General features: G+C 44.3%; 21 protein-coding genes. 11 read left to right on the top strand and 10 right to left on the bottom strand.

What is annotated here, in order from left to right:
• Window position 1: 1 nt before the first annotated feature.
• Both phnR and R7D93_RS10615 read left to right on the top strand, forming a co-directional pair.
• On the top strand, window positions 2-706 hold the full coding sequence (gene phnR, locus R7D93_RS10620; RefSeq protein WP_005442366.1) for a phosphonate utilization transcriptional regulator PhnR: 705 nt from the start codon (window positions 2-4) through the stop codon (window positions 704-706).
• Window positions 707-772: 66 nt separating this feature from the next.
• Entirely contained in the window at window positions 773-1678 is a 906-nt protein-coding gene (locus tag R7D93_RS10615) for an EamA family transporter (RefSeq protein WP_225496515.1), read from the top strand.
• A gap of 68 nt (window positions 1679-1746) precedes the next feature.
• On the opposite strand, the gene R7D93_RS10610 is transcribed toward R7D93_RS10615, so the two are convergent.
• Both R7D93_RS10610 and R7D93_RS10605 read right to left on the bottom strand, forming a co-directional pair.
• The gene (locus R7D93_RS10610) at window positions 1747-2298 is read right to left on the bottom strand and encodes an outer membrane beta-barrel protein (RefSeq protein ID WP_005374044.1); all 552 of its coding nucleotides are present in this window, start codon (window positions 2296-2298) and stop codon (window positions 1747-1749) included.
• Between the two features lie 12 nt (window positions 2299-2310).
• Window positions 2311-3237, bottom strand: coding sequence for a VirK/YbjX family protein (locus tag R7D93_RS10605; protein WP_005384371.1), 927 nt, complete (start codon window positions 3235-3237; stop codon window positions 2311-2313).
• A gap of 412 nt (window positions 3238-3649) precedes the next feature.
• Between R7D93_RS10605 and R7D93_RS10600 the strand changes: the two genes are divergently transcribed.
• The 5 genes from R7D93_RS10600 (at window position 3650) to R7D93_RS10580 (ending at window position 9373) form a co-directional block, all read left to right on the top strand.
• Window positions 3650-4009 carry a DUF3316 domain-containing protein gene (locus R7D93_RS10600; protein WP_064369428.1) on the top strand — a complete coding sequence of 120 codons (360 nt, stop codon included), beginning with the start codon at window positions 3650-3652 and terminating at the stop codon, window positions 4007-4009.
• A gap of 219 nt (window positions 4010-4228) precedes the next feature.
• Complete coding sequence (locus R7D93_RS10595) at window positions 4229-5629, top strand: FAD-dependent oxidoreductase (RefSeq protein WP_065275124.1); 1401 nt, start codon at window positions 4229-4231, stop codon at window positions 5627-5629.
• A gap of 113 nt (window positions 5630-5742) precedes the next feature.
• Window positions 5743-6867, top strand: coding sequence for a M14-type cytosolic carboxypeptidase (locus R7D93_RS10590; RefSeq protein ID WP_017819760.1), 1125 nt, complete (start codon window positions 5743-5745; stop codon window positions 6865-6867).
• A 455-nt stretch (window positions 6868-7322) separates the two neighbouring features.
• A complete protein-coding gene (locus R7D93_RS10585; RefSeq protein ID WP_005374035.1) occupies window positions 7323-8303 on the top strand; it encodes an OmpA family protein in 981 nt (326 codons plus the stop codon).
• A gap of 200 nt (window positions 8304-8503) precedes the next feature.
• The gene (locus tag R7D93_RS10580) at window positions 8504-9373 is read left to right on the top strand and encodes a LysR substrate-binding domain-containing protein (protein ID WP_137282837.1); all 870 of its coding nucleotides are present in this window, start codon (window positions 8504-8506) and stop codon (window positions 9371-9373) included.
• A 68-nt stretch (window positions 9374-9441) separates the two neighbouring features.
• Here R7D93_RS10580 and R7D93_RS10575 read toward each other — a convergent pair whose 3' ends face one another.
• The gene (locus R7D93_RS10575; protein WP_005384388.1) at window positions 9442-10317 is read right to left on the bottom strand and encodes a LysR family transcriptional regulator; all 876 of its coding nucleotides are present in this window, start codon (window positions 10315-10317) and stop codon (window positions 9442-9444) included.
• A gap of 248 nt (window positions 10318-10565) precedes the next feature.
• Between R7D93_RS10575 and R7D93_RS10570 the strand changes: the two genes are divergently transcribed.
• On the top strand, window positions 10566-10802 hold the full coding sequence (locus R7D93_RS10570) for a hypothetical protein (protein ID WP_005374030.1): 237 nt from the start codon (window positions 10566-10568) through the stop codon (window positions 10800-10802).
• A gap of 121 nt (window positions 10803-10923) precedes the next feature.
• Here R7D93_RS10570 and R7D93_RS10565 read toward each other — a convergent pair whose 3' ends face one another.
• Window positions 10924-12294, bottom strand: a complete 1371-nt coding sequence (locus tag R7D93_RS10565; protein WP_005374028.1) for an L-serine ammonia-lyase — start codon at window positions 12292-12294, stop codon at window positions 10924-10926.
• A 131-nt stretch (window positions 12295-12425) separates the two neighbouring features.
• Here R7D93_RS10565 and R7D93_RS10560 point away from each other — a divergent pair, with 131 nt between their 5' ends.
• Window positions 12426-13268, top strand: a complete 843-nt coding sequence (locus R7D93_RS10560) for a YdcF family protein (protein WP_171345919.1) — start codon at window positions 12426-12428, stop codon at window positions 13266-13268.
• Here R7D93_RS10560 and R7D93_RS10555 read toward each other — a convergent pair.
• A complete protein-coding gene (locus tag R7D93_RS10555) occupies window positions 13258-13914 on the bottom strand; it encodes a hypothetical protein (RefSeq protein ID WP_005374025.1) in 657 nt (218 codons plus the stop codon). The genes R7D93_RS10560 and R7D93_RS10555 overlap by 11 nt on opposite strands.
• 249 nt (window positions 13915-14163) lie before the next feature.
• A complete protein-coding gene (locus R7D93_RS10550; RefSeq protein ID WP_225473820.1) occupies window positions 14164-14430 on the bottom strand; it encodes a DUF333 domain-containing protein in 267 nt (88 codons plus the stop codon).
• A gap of 277 nt (window positions 14431-14707) precedes the next feature.
• On the opposite strand from R7D93_RS10550, the gene R7D93_RS10545 reads away from it, so the two are divergent.
• Window positions 14708-15226, top strand: coding sequence for an NUDIX hydrolase (locus tag R7D93_RS10545; protein WP_005374021.1), 519 nt, complete (start codon window positions 14708-14710; stop codon window positions 15224-15226).
• Between the two features lie 435 nt (window positions 15227-15661).
• Here R7D93_RS10545 and R7D93_RS10540 read toward each other — a convergent pair whose 3' ends face one another.
• The 4 genes from R7D93_RS10540 to flgA all read right to left on the bottom strand — a co-directional run bounded on the left by R7D93_RS10540 (window position 15662) and on the right by flgA (window position 18062).
• Window positions 15662-16408: a lytic transglycosylase domain-containing protein gene (locus tag R7D93_RS10540; protein WP_042523341.1), complete on the bottom strand. Its 747-nt coding sequence runs from the start codon at window positions 16406-16408 to the stop codon at window positions 15662-15664.
• Entirely contained in the window at window positions 16389-16826 is a 438-nt protein-coding gene (gene flgN, locus R7D93_RS10535; RefSeq protein ID WP_005374018.1) for a flagellar export chaperone FlgN, read from the bottom strand. The genes R7D93_RS10540 and flgN overlap by 20 nt, the downstream gene beginning before the upstream one ends.
• Window positions 16827-16846: 20 nt before the next feature.
• Window positions 16847-17128 (bottom strand): flagellar biosynthesis anti-sigma factor FlgM, encoded by a 282-nt coding sequence (flgM, locus tag R7D93_RS10530; protein ID WP_005374016.1) that lies wholly within the window; start codon window positions 17126-17128, stop codon window positions 16847-16849.
• A 136-nt stretch (window positions 17129-17264) separates the two neighbouring features.
• Window positions 17265-18062 (bottom strand): flagellar basal body P-ring formation chaperone FlgA, encoded by a 798-nt coding sequence (gene flgA, locus R7D93_RS10525; protein ID WP_005384406.1) that lies wholly within the window; start codon window positions 18060-18062, stop codon window positions 17265-17267.
• 77 nt (window positions 18063-18139) lie between these two features.
• Between flgA and flgB the strand changes: the two genes are divergently transcribed.
• Window positions 18140-18502 (top strand): flagellar basal body rod protein FlgB, encoded by a 363-nt coding sequence (gene flgB, locus R7D93_RS10520; RefSeq protein WP_225496513.1) that lies wholly within the window; start codon window positions 18140-18142, stop codon window positions 18500-18502.
• Window positions 18503-18504 lie beyond the last annotated feature (2 nt).

The raw sequence follows: 18504 nt of genomic DNA, 5'->3' as shown, positions 1-18504 counted from the left end.
CGTGCAATACGTAAAAATTAAAGATTCGATTGTTGAACAGATTGAAGCGGGCATGCTATCGCCGCGTCAAAAACTGCCAGCAGAGCGTAAGTTGGCGGAGTCGTTCGATACTACACGCGTTACTTTGCGTGAAGCTTTATCACTGCTAGAAGCGGAAGGTCGAATCTATCGCGAAGATCGCCGAGGTTGGTTTATCTCACCTGAGCCATTGCGTTACGATCCAACCCAAACGCTGAACTTCCCGAACATGGCGAAAGCGCAAAATCGCGTGCCAAAAACGGAGTTGGTCGCAGCAAAAGGGACGTTGGCGAACAAACAAGCCGCGCGCTTGCTGGACTTGCAACCTTTCTCGGATGTGTATCGAGTCGACCGTGTGCGATACCTTGAAGACAGACCTGTGGTATTCGTAACAAACTACATTCGTCCAGAGCTGTTTCCGAACCTGCTGGATTACGATTTATCAAACTCACTGACGGACATTTACCGCGATCATTATGGCGTGACGTATCAAAAGATTCGCTACCGCATTTCAACCAGCACTTTGTTGGGGGAAATGGCTCAAGCATTGCGCGCGACAGCCGGTACGCCAGCGATGGTAGTGGAGCGCATCAACTACAATCAGCACGGTGAATTGATTGATTGCGATATCGAGTATTGGCGACACGATGCCATCAGCATTGAATCTCTGGCGGAACTCAATCGTTAAGTGGATTTTCTCATCATCTAAGGCTCCATCTCGGGGCCTTTATTTTATTCAGACAGGAACATTGAAATGGATTTGTTGGCGATTGGTCTCGTCGTTTTTTCTGCTGTTCTCCATGCGGGTTGGAATATCCTTGGTAAAAGCAACTCAGGCTCTGGACTCGCGTTTACTATGGCGGCCAGCTTCTCTGCCTGTGCCATTCTTACCCCTTATTTGATTTGGTATGTGGCGACCATTGGCTGGACATCATTACCGAGCGAGTTTTGGGGATTGCTGTTCATTAGCGGCATTTCACAAATGGTCTATCTAGTCGGTTTGATTGTCGCTTATAAGCACGCAGACGTGGGGGTGGTTTATCCAATTGCTCGGGCGTTGCCTGTGATGATGGTCGGCGCAATCAGTGTGGCATTGGGGCATGAATTATCCAGTCAGCAGTGGCTTGGATTCTTACTAATTACTCTTGGTTGTATGCTGGTACCACTGACGAACTTTCGTCAAATGACGTTGAGTTCTTATTTGAATGTCGGTGTGTTCTGGGCATTAATTGCCGCAATAGGCACAACGGGTTACTCCGTGGTTGATAAAGAAGCGCTGAGTTTACTCACAGGACAAGCATCAGAGATCTTGAATGATCAGTACAGTGCAATCTTCTATTTGGGCGTGCAGTTTTGGGCAATTGGTATTCCTGCCCTTGTGTGGTGCTTGGTTACAGGCAAACCAGATGAGATTAAGACTGCGTGGCAGATCCGCAAAACAGCCAGCATGGCAGGGGTAATGATGGCATCCACCTACAGCTTGGTGCTGTTTGCGATGACCATGACCGACAACGTGAGTTTGGTGGTGGCACTAAGGCAAATCAGCAATGTGTTTGGATTGTTTATGGGGATTTGGTTTCTGTCTGAGAAATGGTATCTCACCCGAGGGCTTGGCGTTACTTCTATCGTGGCGGGGATCATTCTCGCGCTTGCGTATTGACCTATATTCACGAAAAAAGGCAGCGAATGAGCCTCTCGCTGCCTTTTGTATTAACTTGTAAGCCTTGTTTAAAAACGCAGTTGCGCACCAAACATCACGCCGCTAGAGTCAAAATCGCTGTTTTTTGAGTACACATATTCTGCATTCAAACCAAAGTGTTTATAGCTCCAGCCGATACCGCCAGCCGCTTCACCTCCGACACTTGAGTGTTCGATGTTCTTGCTCTGACCGTTCACTTTATAAGTGTATTCGAGAGTGTAGAGAGTGACACCTGCCTTGCCGTACAGTTCGAAACCTGAACCCAGAGGATAGCTAGCATAGCCACTCAAGCGAGGTCCGGAGAAGCTCGTATCGGTGACTTCTGAAATCGGACTCACGAGTATCGAGCCGATGCCGTCAAACGCGCCTTTATAACCTGCTTCGATACCAAAGTTATGTGTTGGCATGTAGCGGTAATATATTTCACCTAAGAACATGTCGCCTGATTCTTTGCTTGTCGGAGCATCGTAGTTCACATCGCCATAGCCAATGTTTGTACCTATGATGTGCTCACTGGTTTCTGCATTGGCTGACAAAGAAAAAGCCGACAGCACTAAAGCAGTAATGAATGAATAACGCATGAACGTTTCTCCTTAGCTTTTAGCTTGCTCGCCTTTTAATATTTGTTCGAAAGTGATCTTGGTGTTGTCTAGCCATTCATAACGGCGACGATACATCGAACGCTTAGAGCGCGACATGCCTTCGATATCTCGACGGGGTGCATTTACATCAATTGAGTAAAAATGACGATTGTATTCGGTGCCGCCCAATTCTTGCCAGAGTGCATCGTAATCCGTTTTGATTCGCCCTTTGCTGTAGCGCTTAGCTGCGTAAGTATGGGACTGCGTTTTCACTGCTAGAATCGTATTTACTTCCCAAATTTGTGCGAGCAAAGTGAGCAAGCTCACCATCAAGCTTTTTGGTCTCTGCCCGTAAAGCTTACGAGTTAGCTTTTTAATTTTCGCGTTGTTTTCTTCACTGCTTCGCGGTCCTTGTAAGCCGCCAATCATAATGCTGCGTCCAGATTCGATGTGACCTAGCGTAAAAGAGAGCGTGTAGAAGTTGCCATCTTCAGCGCTGTGCAGCACTAGGCTCATGTCTCCTTCTTTTTGATAACGTGCTTCGTATACTAATCTCACCGAGTACAGTATTTCGTCAATTTCAAAAGAGGCTAATGTTAGGCCTTTCGAGTCTGTGTAGATTTCTTCGATTGTTTGTTTAGAAAACAGTTCTGAAATCGTTTTATAGTGATCAACCACCAAGTTGGAGCGATCAAAGGCGGAGTTATTCTTGATGATGTACGGGCGAAACGGTTTTTCTAGGAATCGGTGTGTACGCGTACAAAGCAACTCTAACAATGACGATTCAATATTGTCTGAAAGGTGCTTAAATGCACGTTTGTAATAAAGCGCACGTAAGATGAACTTAGCTCTGTAGGTCCAAATTGGCTTGTAGACATCAGCATAATCATCTGAGTAAATCGATTTGCTATGGTAAAAAATGGATTTGTTCGCGGTCATTTTCACTCCAGATTAACTTGTGCTCAATAGCGACAATTAAGAACCGACGGACGAGCAGCGAAGAACCCGAAAAGGAGGAATGCAAAGCACGACTGAAAAGAGGTGGTTTTTGCTGTGTCCGACGTTTTTGTAAGGTTTTGAACACTGTTCTTTTGCTGGAATTCTAAGAGAAAATTGACCTTAGGTATTGTATGGTTTGGTAAGGAAATGTCAGGTTGAAACCCATTGTTCAAAAGGAAGAAAATGCGAATGTCGGCTGAATATGACGTTGAGTTGCTAAGTTAATGTGAAATAAGTTGAACGAAAATTGAACATTATTTGAAATTGTTTTGACGTGTTTTAGGTCTTTATACGTACCTTATAAGTATCGAGCCAATTTTGGCCCGATGTAAAGGTAAGTAAGGAGAGGTTTATGAAACGCTTAACAACTTTAGCAAGTACGATTGCTCTGATTGCTGCACCTTCTATGGCTCTTGCTGGTGGTTATCATTGGACAAACGATACCGAAACTATCCATGGCGACGTAATGGATAGCAAACAAGCGGCTTATGAAATGGGCCGAGACATGATCCAAAGCTACCAAAATAAATCATCTGGACAACTCCGTGATGAGTTTACGAGCCTTACAACGTATGTTGATCGCCAATCGTTTTCTATCACTGACTCAAAAGTCATGGTAAATGAGTTCTTGCAAAGTGACGGGCAAGTTGTTTACCAGCCTATTCTCAATGTTCAATACGAGTACCGCATGCGTGATACCGGTAAATACTAACCAGTAAGACGGACTTGAATTGTTTACCACTAATATTTTTTGCTGTTTGTTTTGGGGAGCCACGAGCTCCCCATTTTGTTTTTGTCGAAAGCGAAAATTTTCACACTCTCAGTGCAACATTTTCTATCGCTCAGCGTTAGATTTTCTTGCTCGTTGATTGTCATCATCGTTTGTAAAGTGTTTGCGGAAATGGATGTAACGCACTAACGAGGATACCCGATGACACATCATTCATATTGGTTCAAGCAGGCAATTGAAGCTGAGCAACCAGAAACGCCACAACCGTTACAGCAGAACATTAATAGTGACGTTGCGATTGTTGGTGGCGGATACACCGGACTTTGGACCGCGATTATGATTAAGCAGCAATCTCCGGAAAAAAAGGTAGTCGTGATTGAAAAAGGCCTTTGTGGCAGTGGTGCATCGGGCGCAAACGGCGGTTGTATGTTGACTTGGTCTACCAAGTTCCCGACATTGAAACGGTTATTCGGTGAAGAACATGCTGCTTGGTTAGTAAAAGAGTCGGAACAAGCAGTGCTCGAGATTGACGACTTTTGTCAGCAGCACAACATCGATGCGCAATTATCGTTAAAAGGGGTTTATTACACTGCAACCAATCAGGCTCAAACTGGGGGAATGCAGCCAGTTGTGGACGAGTTAAAGCGATTAGAAGTGAACAGTTGGCGTCGTTGCTCGGTGGAGGAACTGCGTGCCAATGCGGGTTCACCTCGACATATAGAAGGCTTTCACTCTCCAGTTGCAGCCAGCGTTCAACCTGCATTATTAGTGAGGGGGTTACGCCGTGTTGCTATTGATCTGGGTGTAGAAGTTTATGAGAACACGCCGATGACGCGTCTAGATTATGGAAAACCTGCCATTGTCTGTACACCTAAAGGAAACATTCAAGCGCAGCAGGTGGTATTGGCATTAAATGCATGGATGGTGGAGCAGTTTAAACAGTTCAAAAACAGTATCGTGGTGGTTTCTTCCGACATGGTGATCACCAAGCCGCTTGGTGATTCACTACCTCTATCTGGTTGGCAGGCAGGTTTTAGCGTGTTGGATTCACGTATCTTCGTCCACTATTACCGAGATACGCCAGATGGCCGTTTGATGTTGGGGAAAGGCGGCAATCAGTTTTCTTTCAATAACCAAGTTGACGCAATGTTTAACAAGCCAACACGCTACCAAGGTCTACTGCGCAAGTCGTTCGATAAGTTGTTTCCTCATTTGAGAGGAGAGGAGTTTGCTTATTCATGGACGGGGGGCTCTGATCGTTCTGCTACTGGTTTCCCTTTTTTCGGCGAGCTAGATAAACAGAGCAATATCTTTTACGGATTTGGTTATTCAGGCAATGGTGTAGCGCAGACTCGAATGGGCGGAAAAATCTTATCTTCGTTGGCATTGGGAATCGATAATGAATGGACGAAAAGCGGTTTAGCCAAAGGGCCGTTGGGGCATTTCCCACCAGAACCGCTTCGCTGGACCGGGGCTATGATAGTGCGCAACGCGGTACGTCGAAAAGAGGAAGCAGAAGATAACGAGAAAACGCCGTTTATCTGGGATAAGTGGCTAGCAAAACTTGCAGGACCAGCAGGCAAAGCGGATAAGCTTGACTAAACTGAAGACTTTAGCCACAAACGAGACAGTTTGCAGTGAAAGTCATTGGGGCGCGATGAAGCCTTGTGTTAGCCTCTGTCTTTCAAGCTCAGATTTAAAAGGTGAGTCATAAAATGAAAGTATTCAGCAACTTCGATAGCGGCAGCATTCACGTAGTGAAAGCGGACGACAAAAACGACATCCAACTCAAAATTCCTAACGACAATATGTCGGAATTCTACCAGTGGTTCCACTTCCGTCTTGAGACAGAAGCTGAGCAATCGCACACCATCAAATTGCTTGATTTGGCTAAATCGGCTTATCCAGAAGGATGGCAAGGTTACGATGTGGTTGCGTCTTACGATCGTGAAGAATGGTTCCGAGTACCGGCAGAGTTCGATGGCGACACGCTGACTTTCACTGTAATCCCTGAGCGCAGCTCAATTTACTTCGCGTACTTTGCGCCATACACGTACGATCGTCATTTAGACTTGTTACACATGGCACAAAGCGCGCACCACTGCCAACTTGAAACACTAGGCCACACATTAGACGGCAACGACATGAGCTTGCTTACTTTCGGTGAGCCAGAAGAAGGCAAAAAGAAAATCTGGATGATTGCACGTCAGCACCCAGGTGAGACAATGGCGGAATGGTTCATGGAAGGTATGATCCAACGTCTGTTAGATGAAAACGACACGGTTGCGCGTGCATTGCTTGAAAAAGCGGTGCTTTACGTCGTACCAAACATGAACCCAGACGGTGGTATTCGCGGTCACTTGCGTACCAACGCAGTAGGCGTAAACCTAAATCGTGAATGGCAAACGCCATCAATGGAAAAGAGCCCAGAAGTCTACCTTGTGCGTCAGCGCATGCTGGAAACGGGTGTTGACATGTTTTTAGATATTCATGGCGATGAAGCGATTCCGTATAACTTCGTCGCTGGCTCAGAAGGTATTCCTTCTTACGATGAAAATCTTGCCGCTTTAGAGACATCATTTAAGCAAGCGTTACTGACTATTACGCCAGAGTTCCAAGATGAGATTGGTTACGATAAAGATGAGCCTGGTAAAGCGAATTTGACGGTCGGTTCAAATTGGGTTGCAGAGCAGTTCAAATGCTTGTCTTACACAATCGAAATGCCATTTAAAGATAACAACAATCACCCAGATCCACTTTACGGTTGGTCTCCTGAGCGTAGTGTCTTGTTTGGACAAGATGTATTAGCTGCAACGTTAACCGTAGCGGATAAAATTTAGCGCGGCGAGTTAACGCTTTTTCATTATTTCGAAAACAGCTCATTTTAAATGAGCTGTTTTTTTGCGCTCTCCATATCCACGCTCCCCTGTAAAAATTTGTTGCCATTCACAAGCTTAAATGATGATTCTTAAATTTGAGAAAGTGGCTTTTTATGGTGATTTGCGTCACAGAAAGTTGGCTTCTTTGTGATATTCTCCGCAACGAATTGACTATGGCTAAACCAACGCAACGAACTTTATTTTTCGGTTGGGTATGCGGATGAAGCTCATGAATAGATGGTCTTGAGGTTACCTTTTTCCGTTTTACGTCATTGGCGTTTGAATATCATTTTTGATTCTTTCCTACGCTATTTAGCTATTTCTATTCGAAGAAAAGAGAAAGTTACGGCTTCATATTTTACGGCAGTATGCTGCCGCGGTGTGTTGCTTTGTGTACAAGAAAAAGGAAAAGAATAATGAAAAAAATCGCTATAGCAGTGGCTACTGTACTTGCTGGTGGTGTGATCTCAAACGTTGCACTTGCTGACACTTACATGGGCGGTAAAGTAGGTTACAACTCTCTAAACGATGCGTGTTACCTAAACGAACCTTGTGACGACGACAGTTTTGCAGCATCTATGCACTTAGGCTACAGCTTCAACAAGTACGTTGCAGCAGAGTATGGTGTTGATTACCTTGGTGACTTCACTGCAAACTTCAAAAAGCCTGGCCTAAACACCGTTGATGGTGATCTTTGGGCGTTGACGCTTGCTCCTAAATTTAACCTACCGCTAACGGATTCTTGGAATCTATTCGCGAAAGTTGGTGCTGCATACATGATGGCTGGTGACGAGAAAGATTTCGTACCAACTGGCTCTCTGGGTGCTGAATACCAAATCAACTACAACTGGAGCCTACGTGCTGAATACCAACGCTACCAAGATATGTCTGATGATGTAATTGAAGACATGGATTCAGATTTCTTCGGTATCGGTTTCAACTACAAGTTTGGTTCTGAGCCAGTCGTTCAAGAAAAAGCCGTTGAAGAGGTGGTAGAAGCACGTCCTGCAACACGCATTGTAGATCACGTTTACCCTGCTCAAACAACAGCGACAGTACAATTCGACTTAGAAAGTGCAGAAGTGAAAGACGCGTCGAACCTTTCTGGTACCGTTGATTTGATGAATACTTACCCACAAGCTCAAGTTGAGATCACGGGTTACAGCGATACGACAGGTTCTGCTGCTTACAACAAGCAACTCACAGAAAAACGTGCGAAAGCCGTTGCTGACGAGTTCCAAGCAAAAGGTATTGCGGCTGAGCGTATGACAGTGAAAGGCATGGGTGAAGCTAACCCAGTAGCAAGCAACGAGACACGTCAAGGTCGTCAAATGAACCGTCGTGTTGAAGTGGTTGTTCCTGCGTTTGAATACCAAACAACTGAAAAAGCAGAATAATTCCTGCTTAAGATAAAGTTCCAAAAGCCAGCGTGTATCACGCTGGCTTTTTTGATCCCGCTTAACTAACTAAGTAGTTGTGTAGAAACATAGTTATATCGGGACGCTTTGACATGTGCTCAACATACGTAAACTCAGCACCTTCATCAATTTGTCATCACCAGTTCATAGCATGACAGCCAAGTGTTTGGGAGAATGATATGCAAAGTTTACCGCCGCTCAATTTGCTCCGAGCTTTTGAAGCCACGGCTCGACTACAGAGTTTTACAAAAGCTGCAGAGGAGCTAAATGTGACTCGTGCGGCCGTAAGCCAACAGGTGAAATCGCTAGAGTCACAGCTCAATGCGACGTTATTCGAGCGCAAGGGCACTCACCTTACGCTGACCTGCTCCGCACAAGAATACTGGCCTGTGGTTAATCATGTGCTTCAAACATTATCGACCACGACGCAGCATTTATTTGCTCGTCCCAAGAATACGCAAGTTAACTTACATGTCGCTCACAGCTTTTGCTCTCAGTGGTTAATGCCAAGATTGGCTGATTTTCAGCGACAATTCCCAGACATTTCCTTTAAAGTCTCGACAACTGCTAATACGGTTCCAAACGCCAGTGCGATTGCGGATATCGAAATTATTAACGGAGATGGAGATTGGCAAGAGCAAGAAGCCATACGATTAACCCAAGAAAACTGGATTGTTGTCGCAAGCCCCGGCTTTATGCATTTAAACCCGATAAATGACCTCTCGCAGTTAGCTAAAGCGCCTAAAATTTGTACTAGCGGTTATCATGAATCTTGGCAAGAGTGGTTTTCACACCAAGGTTACCAAGGGAAGTTGAGCAAAGTCGTCGCCGAGTTTGAACACTCATTGCTTGCTATTCATGCTGCGATTAATCAACTTGGCGTGTTGCTGGTAAGAGACTTTCTTGTTGAGGATGAGCTGCAACAGGGCGTATTAGTCCAGGCTGGAAATTGGCATATGCCAAGTTCTGGTGCACATTATATGATGGTTCGAGCATCCGAAAAATCACACGTAAACACCTTTGCTCAATGGTTAATACAGAGTCTTTAATGTTCGTTCAGCGAGTGAGTAGAGCGCATGTGTGGTTTAGCTATTATTAGCAGTAGCAAGTCATCAGTCTAGGACTGAGCGACATGCTTAATGACATCTAATAACCACTGATTTACCGGAGCTTGCTGTTGAGAGCGACGACAGCTCATCACGTAGCGAACATCAAGCTCTAGCCCAGCAGGAAGCGCGATACTCCGGCAACCCTTAGGAACATGTCCACTCATCGTTATGCCAAAATGATTCGTTTGCAGAAGCACTTTTTGAATCATCGCTGGATGCTCAATTTCCACTTTAGGTGTGGTTCTAAAACCCATATGTTTGAGCCTTTCCAACACTGGGTATCGGTAGTCGTTCCATCCCGGCGTTTTAAAAAGTATAAAAGGGTATTCTTCTAGTTCTTGGGAGTTTTGAGCGGGATGATCTTGTCGAACAAAAAATACCGCTTTTCCTCGCCCTAGTTCGGTCTGAACAATTGACTGTGGCAGATCTTCATCAAAGTAATGAATCGCAATGGCGTTTTCACCGTCAATTAATCGTTTTTTTGCTTCGCTACCCCAGCGCAAACATGAGAATTTTGCGTTTGGGGCGTGCTTTAGTAACTCCAAGTAAAACTTGTCACCAAAGTACTCCCAAAACAATGTGTTGGCATAAATAGTGATTGAACCGTCAAAATGAGCTGGTGAAAAATGCTGTGGTTTGATGGAATCAATACTGTTGATTATTTGCTCAAAATGCGCAATGTTCGCTTCCACAAAAGCTGTTGGTTCAAAGCCATTTTTGGTCTGAACGAATAGCGGATCATTGAGCTGAGTTTTCATCTTTGTCAGATTTTTGCTGATTGCTCCTGACGTTTTACCGAGTGATTCTGCGACTAACCGGACGTTACGTAACTCATACATCCGTTTTAATACCAAAATATTTTGAATATCCAGATTAACGCTCATACATTGTCTCGCTTGGCTTTTGTCGACAAATCATATCGCTGAATTTCTTAAGAAAAGACAACGCTCGGTCAATTTACGTTGCTGCCTTATCCCTGATTTATTGAAGGTAACGATAAGTTATTCTTGGTTACATCAGTTTATTAGCATGGATTTCCATTTGGTAAATAATGGCTTTCCTCGTATGAGCGCGTTTCTGTTGTTACAGTTTTTCCACCGACAGAAAGTAAGAACGATAATAGAGGTGATGTATGAAAAAACTAATCGCACTTGTTTTGATGGTTTGCTCAACAAACGTAGCATTTGCTGGCGATGGGTCATACACGGGCACGATTGATATGACGATGGCAACGAAAAATCAGGTTGACGTAGAGCGTGCAGATTCTCAATTGACGCTGAAGGGTCGCAATGAAATGGCCTATGGCGGTGTAACAATCCATTCGGATGCTGCAACTCAAAAAATTGAACTTCGTGGTCGACGTGATTAATCGAATAGTTTCTTGTTAAGAAAATGCCGCGAAGAACGCGGCATTTCTATATGTAATATCATCAGATCATAATTACCAGATAAGCGTATGGTGAGAAGCTAAGCGCAATGACCACCTGCCATTATTCGCATGGCGGTGCCATATGAATGACAGCTAAGCCCCCCAAAGAGGTTTCACGGTATTTTTTATTCATATCTTTACCAGTCTGATACATGGTTTCGATAACTTTATCTAACGAAATTAAACATTTACTTGTGCGCTTTAATGCCATACGCGATGCATTAATCGCTTTCATTGCTCCCATGGCATTTCTTTCAATACAAGGTACTTGAACCAAGCCGCCAATCGGGTCACAAGTCATACCCAATGAATGCTCCATCGCAATTTCCGCAGCAATACAAATCTGCTCGTTACTGCCCCCTCTTAGCGCTGTTAAGCCAGCGGCAGCCATGGATGAAGAAACCCCAACTTCTCCCTGACACCCCACTTCTGCACCAGAAATTGACGCGTTAGTTTTATATAAGATGCCGATAGCGCCGGCGACTGCGAGAAAGTCTTTTAGCTGTTTAACATCGAGCTCTTTGATGAAGCGATGGTAATACATCAATACCGCCGGAATCACCCCTGCTGCACCATTCGTTGGAGAAGTAACGACTTGCCCTCCTGCTGCATTTTCTTCACTAACCGCAAAGGCGAAGAGATTGATCCAATCCATGATCTCCATCGGATCGTTTTCAACTGCAGCGTTGGCTTCGAGCTTTTTCAAAAGGTTTGGTGCTCGACGAGTGACATTTAGACCACCTTCCAAAATCCCTTCCGTATCGAAGCCACGTTGCATGCAGAGCGACATCACTTTCCAAATTTGCTCTGCTCTTTGGTTAATTTCTTCGTCTGAGCGAAATGCGAGTTCGTTTTGGAGGATCATGCCTCCCAAGCTGAAACCGTTCGTCTCGGCTTTTTCCAGCATCTCATCTGCGGATGTAAACGGAAATGGTACTGCGACCTCATTTTGTTGCGTGCCGTTCTCTAGTTCGTCGGCGGTGGCGATGAATCCGCCCCCAATGGAGTAATAAATTTCAAACGCTACTTGATCTCCAGCTGCGTCTAATGCCGTAATCGTCATACCATTTTCATGCAGGGGAAGGTTGTCGCTATGAAAGACGATGTCATGGTCGTAGCTAAACTCAATCTGGTGTGTACCGGCGAGCATGAGCGTATTATTGTCTATGGTATTTTGTAGCGCACTTTTGGCACTGCTCATTTTGATGGTATCAGGTTTATTTCCCATCAAACCAAGGACCGTGGCTCGGTCTGTATGGTGCCCTCGACCTGTCAGTGACAATGAGCCATAAAGGTCCACTTGCACCCGATGCACTTTCGCCATAGAGTCGCTAACTAGCTGAGTGAAATGGAATCCGGCAAGCATAGGACCATTAGTGTGGGAGCTGGATGGCCCGACACCAATTTTAAATATATCGAAAATCGACAGCATAATTGACTTCCTTTAGCAGTGAACCTTTATAAAGGTCTCTAGAACAGTGTTGTTAACTAGATGTTAAAGCTTGTGGGTCGGGAGTGAAAGAAGATTTTTGTAACACTGCCAACTAAGCGCGAGATTTTAAAATGAAGTTAGACAACATCGTCATCGTTTTAGGTAAACGCCTCGTCAATAACAGGTTGACCTCTGAGGGCATAACCAGAGTCGAAGCTTTGTCTTGTAGGACTGTATCACTACCGACAGAGCGAACGGCGATTATTTTTTGTGGCGGAGTAACGCAAGGACAAAGTGTTTCTGAAGCAGAGGCGATGTACGCGTATTTTAGAACCCTAAACGCAGACTCTGTGAATCCGTTCCCTGAACGTCATATACTCTTAGAAACGGAGTCGTTGAACACGTTTCAAAACATGCGTTATGTTTCCCAAGTTTTGTGCAAAAGTGGGTTGTTCGAGTTATGGTCGGGGCATCTGGTTGAGGTTATCTTGCTATCTAATGACTACCACCTCGAACGAATCATTGATATCCAGAATTTGATGGATGAGCAAGGCTTATTACGAGTACTTAAATCCGATTGCGAATCCATGGGGGTGACTCTCAATATTCCACTGGATATCAGCAAACATATTAGCGTGCCATACCCACATAAAGGGCTTATGGCGGAGACATTCTTGCTACTCGATGAACTCACAACCTACCGAGTTTATTTAGAAGGGGTCAAGCATGGCGCATTTTTCCGAGATTTATCAATTGTCCGAAAAAAGCCACTTTTGATCGCAAGAGATGCTATTCACAAATTGCTCTCTTTACCGCTCGATAAAGAGGCTTTGCAACATATTGAAGAAATGAAAAAGGCCGTCGAAATGACGGCCTTGGATGAATCTGTAGGTGCTGCGGAAAAGGCATTAAGTATCTTCCATCCGATACTGACTGCATTGAACCGTCGCTTTGACCCAGAGTCTATTCATTAAGCTCGCGTTTTGTGCGGACGGCGCTTAATGCTATCAAACAGTAGCAAAGCAGTTCTATACCTTCTTCTGAGATATTTTTAACATCACGGATGTAATTTTCGTCCATCACTTGTTGCCAAAAACTACCCATACCATACAAACGAGAGAAGACTAATAATAGCATTACAGCACCAACTAATAGCTTCATATGTGGCACCGTTAAAATGGTCGCCATTTCGTTCATGGTACCTTTACCACCTTGGTAAGCTTTGGCGCAAGCCAGTGCGGTGACAGCAAGTGCTGGGAAAACCCAAGAGCCATGATGAATCATGTCTGTCCAATAGTCCGTTTCGCGAATAATCAGTACTGCAAAAAATCCTGCAATCAAAATAGCCGCATGCTTTAGCTGAGGCTGTTGTTTCGATAAGCTGAAAAACGACCATGATGCAATAGCAAGCATCACAAGCTGGAGCGTTTCTGTAACGGAAAGCTCGCCAAGGCTTGATCCCAACACGACATAATCAAGACGAAGACTAAGGTTAACGAGAATACTTATAGCGACAATCATCAAGGCGTTTAAACTCGATTTATAAATAATGCGCTTTGATTTTTCAGTAACAACGTTGCTTGGGGCTGACTCGGCTTCTTTTACTATTTGTGTTTTCATCTTGCTCACCTGTCCCAGAAAATGTGGAAGAAATGTGAATTAGTGTGATCTGTGTTTGGAATTTTATTGTCCAAGTGGAAAGTTATGTCAGGGGAATGTCAAGAATAGAACACTGTTCGATATAGGGTTGATGTGCGGTAAAGTCAGAGATATGTAAAAACAACGTAAGAACACTTTGATAAATCAAATAAAAAAGGAGCCCAAAAGCTCCTAAGTGATAGAGGGAAGGTGACGTATCGATAAAAATAATTAGTAGTTGTCACCCTCATTTTCTTTGTGATTCTCGCGATAGTATTCCCATTGCTCAACGCGTTCATTGTCCGACAGCATACAGTAAGTGACACGTTCGCCGTTTTCCGACACGGTATCCAGCTCACCACCTTGCTGAACACAGTATACGGCTGCGGGATTTGCAACGGAGGTATACTCAGTTGATCGGGTCGCTCCCTCGTAAGTTGAACAACCAGCCAGTACCAATGTTGCAGCCATAGCCATCATTAAATTTGTCTTTTTCATTCTTTATCTCCGCATGGGGTGGGCGAGTATTGTATTGATTATAGGCAACTTTAAGAGATTATTGTCTTATCGATGTTAAAAGTAAGAGGGACGTATAAGAATTTAGATATTCTCATTTATTGCTGATTAGCACGTCACACTTCTGTTCTTGGCGTATTGTTGTGAAGGTCATATCAATCACTTCCTGACAAGCGCTCGAACGTACCTGGCCTACAACAATGATTTAAAGTGTGAAATTCGGTAATATGCGCACAAAACATTGACCGTGGTATTTTCGATGAGACATTTAAAATCGACCGTTCATCCAGACATAGAGCATTTGGATGACAAAATTGTTTTTCAGCGCAATGCAGCGCGAGCCATTGTACTTGATGGTGAAGATGTGCTGTTGCTCTATACAGAACGTTACCATGACTACACGCTACCAGGCGGTGGTATTGATGATGGTGAAGATGTCATTGCTGGATTAGTCCGTGAATTAGAGGAAGAAACGGGCGCCCAAAATATACATGGTATTAAGCCTTTCGGAATCTTTGAGGAGTTTCGTCCGTGGTACAAGGATGACGCTGACGTGATGCACATGGTGTCGTATTGTTATACATGTAAAATCGAACGTGAGCTAGGCGAAACGGCGTATGAAGATTACGAAGTTAAAAATGGAATGCGCCCGGTATGGATGAACATACACGAAGCAATTGCACACAATGAAAAAACGATGGCAGAAAGCCCGAAAAAAGGCATGAGCATTGAGCGCGAAACGTTTTTACTTCAGTTGATTTCTAAAGAATTACTATAAACAGCTAGTTTGCATCATTACGACTTAGCTTCTGTTGGCGCTATTGTGGGCAAAGATTTTAGAGCAATAAAAAAGTCCGGACTCCCCCCCGGAACCCGGACTTATTCCAGACGCGCAAGCGAAGCGTCATCTTGATATGTTAGATTTGTTTCGAACTATGAAAACAATAGCTGTTTTACATTTAGTGTGTAAATAATTATTAGGTCTGACCATTGGTTTTCATGTTTTTTTGCAAACGCAATGTGACGCATATCTACCCAATTGCCAAGCGCAATTGGGGTGCTTTTTAGTAAACCACTACTCTTTCTTATCTTTGAGATACCTTACCTCAACTTTTTTGCACACGTTTGCATAGAGATCACGAGTTTTCAAATTCGCCGAACAGGATCTTGTGATTTTACGTTTCTCTGACATTGAGCTCTGTCGTAGCTTTTATCACAAATTAACTAGCGGAGGCAGTCGGCTAAAGTCGACCAGCGGTTGTGAAATCATAGGAGCGTCTGGAGCAAATAAGAGTAAAGGTTGAAATGATGAGGATTGTAACTGACCGATATCTATCAACTTTTCCAATGCATAGAAGCGGCTGACATATTGGCGAGTCTCGTTAGGCAGCGTGAGTTGTTGGAAATCTCGACTTCCTGCTCGCTGAATAGCACGTGCAACACGTCCTTCTCCGGCATTGTATGCAGCTAAAGTGAGAGCCATATTTTGATCGAATTTGTTGTATAAAAACGCCAGGTACTTGAGCGCGGCCGTTGTGCTAGCTTCTGTGTCAAAGCGATCGTCTTGTTTTGTATTTATCGTTAATCCGAAACGTTTCGCTGTGGCTGGTATCAGTTGCCAAAGTCCGGCGGCGTTAGCGTGAGAAACGGCTTTGGGGTTGTAAGAAGATTCTAACATTGGCACTAAGGCTAGGCTATTTGGTAATGAGTGGTTTTGAAGCTGTTTGAAAATGTGGTTAATTACCGGTTTGGATGAATCGAGACGCTTGGCAATTTGTGGCTTGTATGGGGCTAATACTTGATACTGCGTTTGAATATCGACAGCATTTGGTTTTGCCTGGCATGTGAATGGAAGGTAGGACAGAAAGGCAATAAAAATAAAAAGGCCTACAGTACTCAGCCGAGATGGCGACTGAATCTGTAGGCAAGACGAACATCGTTTAGAACGATTTATCTTCATAAGTGTGTTGCACAGGTTGTTTGAGTTGACTGACCAACTCATGGAACGCCGCAGAGCTGTGGCCATTGCTCTGATTGTATTGTTGGCACTGACTTACCAACGTTTCCAATAGCGCCCATTGTTTTCTAGCTTGCATACCTATTTGGGCAGGCAAAGCGTTGAAAATTCGTTTTACGCTGGCGTCATTACACGCTAACCCCAGCGCTCGCATACACTGGCTTCTGTCATTGGCGGAGCGGCTGAGTTTATTGAGTATCGGCATTTGTTTCTGAACATTGTCGTTCAGTGCCTCTCCATCAAACTTTAAGTACAATACCTTTTGCTGCTGAAGCAAAGGAAGCAGTTGTTGATAAAGCTTAATATCCTCAGATATAGAGCGAACAAATTGTTGAATTCGCTGCGATACTGCGCTTGCCATGATGTCTTCCTAGCGTTTTATTACTCGTGACCTGTATGGAACTGCATGATTGCCTTGGATAGCACTTTTGTATCTAGGCTAAGTTCACCACGCGCTAATGCGTTGCGTACTTGTTCTACTTTTTCCATATCAACATCAGGTAGTGATGCCATTTCAGCTTGAGCGCGATCTATCGCTACGGTATTCGCTTGAAATGCAGGCTCGTGTACTTTGCTCTGTTCGACGACGTCGACAGGCTGTTTGCTTGCTTGCTGTAATTTTGTTTGTGGGACATGACCGCCCGCGACTTTGTCGATTTTCATGCTGTGGTCCTCATCATCATGTTCTAAATTAAGTAGGCGGTTAGAATGTGATAAACATTAAATATTTTTTTTGTACTCGAAGTTCAGTGTTACTGACGAGAGCCAAAATTAAAAAATGTTACCCCGAGTCAAAAAGTCAAAATTGAGTATGAACCTGGTTTAATCCAGTTACGACTGCTCTTATGACCTTGCCCGAACTTGGGTTTTCCACGTCAATTTGTTGCCCTTTCGCTCCATCTTCTAAGGCGACTCCTTTTGTGCTGGCACTAAATCCATTTTTGCTCGCAATGACTATGACTTCATTGCCTTTCTCGATTAGAGGTGGGGCCGACAAATTGGATGGATTAACCACTTGTCCAGCCCGCAAACGACGAGAGGTTTCTAAGCCTACTGCTTGCTCGGGGCGAGTATAAAAATCGTCTTGGCGAGAGATGGTTCGGGTTTCAAGCTTTATGTGTTTAGCCGTTACGACTTCATTTCGGCCAACCGTGGTTGTCGCGACCAAAACAGGCAGAGTCAGCGAAGACTTTATCGTAACGTTAATTCGCCATGGTGATGCGATATTGTCGCAGCTGACTGAGCGCTTGAGGTTACCGACTGGCAACGTGTTGTTGTCACGACCTGTGATAACTAAAGGAGATTCACATTCTGGCAAGTGATTGGCTGAACCGGGTACCCACATGTCGAAGTCCAGTTTGTACTTCCCCCACTGATTGGAGAGCGCTACGCGATCCACCTCTTGTTCGAAATCCGTTGCTACAACGGACCTTATCTCTTCAACGCTTAGGGTTTTGTCATTGGTGTTGGCGAATGCTTGTTCTGATGTCAAAGCGAGTAACGTCAGCATTATTGTTGAGGAAGTGGACACTTTCCTCTTGTTTTTAATGCTTTCCGAGAACCGGAAGTTTGGCTTCCATCCTTGTTTGTAAATCATTGATATATATGGCTATTTTTTATGGCACGTATCTTGTTTGTATGTTGGCGTATTCGAGCCAACTGTAAGGAAGATGCATGGCGATCACATTTGAAAATGCTTTAGGAGTACATCCAGAGGCACTTAATTTTCGCGTTCAGCGTACCAAAGTCCTCGCCAGTAACCTAGCAAATGTTGACACCCCTGGGTATTTGGCGAAAGACCTAAGTTTCACCACCATAATGAACCAAGTAACGGCAGGTGGTGTGAACAAACCGGTGCCAAAGTTCCAGGTTCAGGCCCAATACTCGGTGCCTTACCAGAATAGCAAAAATGGCAACACCGTAGAGCTTGGTGTTGAACAAGCAAAATTCACGCAAAACAACATGGACTTTCAAACTAGCCTGACGTTTCTCAACATGAAATTTAATGGCTTAGCGAAAGCGATTGAGGGACGTTAATT

Source organism: Vibrio sp. YT-15 (assembly GCF_033337445.1).
In the GTDB taxonomy this organism is placed as follows: Bacteria; Pseudomonadota; Gammaproteobacteria; order Enterobacterales; family Vibrionaceae; genus Vibrio; species Vibrio alginolyticus.
Note: the sequence above shows the minus strand (reverse complement) of the source record. Positions and strands in the feature narration are given on the sequence as shown.